This window comes from Actinopolymorpha sp. B11F2, from assembly GCF_040195635.1.
In the GTDB taxonomy this organism is placed as follows: domain Bacteria; phylum Actinomycetota; class Actinomycetes; order Propionibacteriales; family Actinopolymorphaceae; genus Thermasporomyces.
In genome coordinates this window covers 1-1,245 of the sequence record NZ_JBEFTX010000058.1, presented here as the reverse complement: position 1 = coordinate 1,245, position 1,245 = coordinate 1, and the positions used below count along the sequence as shown (strand labels likewise).

Annotated in this window: 1 protein-coding gene; it reads right to left on the bottom strand. The window is 67.6% G+C overall.

What is annotated here, in order from left to right; translation table 11 throughout:
• Nucleotide 1: 1 nt before the first annotated feature.
• On the bottom strand, nucleotides 2–1,245 hold a 1,244-nt coding region (locus tag ABN034_RS34200; protein ID WP_349695103.1), incomplete at its 5' end, for a nucleotide sugar dehydrogenase.

Here is a 1,245-nt window from a genome sequence, read left to right as displayed (position 1 = left end):
GTCAGAGCACCTCGGCTGTCCCGTCGCTGACGCCGCGGGTGTCGAAGAGTAGGCGGGCCGCTCGGAGTGTGTGGGGGTTGTAGGCGGTGTGGGCTTGGAGGAGGAGGGTGAGGTCGGCGGTGTGGAGGGCTTGGTCGAGGTTCTCCGCCCGGGGGACTTCGGTGTCGTCGAGGATCCAGTGGTCGACGTAGGGGTCGTGGAAGGTGAGGTGGGCGCCCATGCGGCGGAGTCGGCGGGCGACGGGGCGGGCGGGTGATTCGCGTTGGTCGGCGACGTTGGGTTTGTAGGTGACGCCGAGGATGAGGATGGTGGAGCCTTTGACGGATTTGCCGGCGTCGTTGACCAGGTCCTGGACGCGTTGGGCGACGTAGGCGGGCATCCGTTGGTTGATCTCTTGGGCGAGTTCGACGAAGCGGAACGGGTAGCCGAGCCGTTTCACCTTGTAGGACAGGTAGTTGGGGTCGATCGGGATGCAGTGTCCGCCGACGCCGGGGCCGGGGTGGAACGCCTGGAACCCGAACGGTTTGGTCGCCGCGGCGGCGATCGCGTCGCGTAGGTCGATGCCGAGTTCGTGGCAGAAGATCGCCATCTCGTTGACCAGGGCGATGTTGACGTGGCGGTAGGTGTTCTCCAGCAGTTTGGCCATCTCGGCCTCGCGGGTGCCTTTGGCCCGGACGACGTGGTCGCAGATCTTGCCGTAGAACTCCTCGGCCCGGCTGGTGCAGACCGGTGTGTGGCCGCCGACGACCTTCGGGGTGTTCCGCAGACCGTAGGTCGGGTTGCCGGGGTCGATCCGTTCCGGGGAGAACGCGAGGGAGAAATCGATGCCGGCGCGCAGGCCGGACTTCTCCAGGATCGGGCGTACGACCTCATCGGTCGTGCCCGGGTAGGTCGTGGACTCCAGCACCACCAGCATCCCGCGACGCAGCTGGCGGGCGACCATCTCCGCGGCCAGGGTGACCGCGGCCAGATCGGGCCCGCCGTCCTCGTCCAGCGGGGTGGGTACGCAGATCACCACGGTCTCGGCGGTGGCAAGCACCGCTTCGTCGGACGTCACGGTGAAACCCGCGGCCAGCATGGCCGCAATGTCGGCATCGCAGATGTCATCGACATGGGACCGGCCCGAAGACAGCCCGGCGATCACCCGGTCAGAGACGTCGAGCCCGACGACACCAAGCCCCGCCCGGCAGCCCTCACGGACCAACGGCAGGCCGACATACCCCAGACCAACGACAGCAAGGTCAC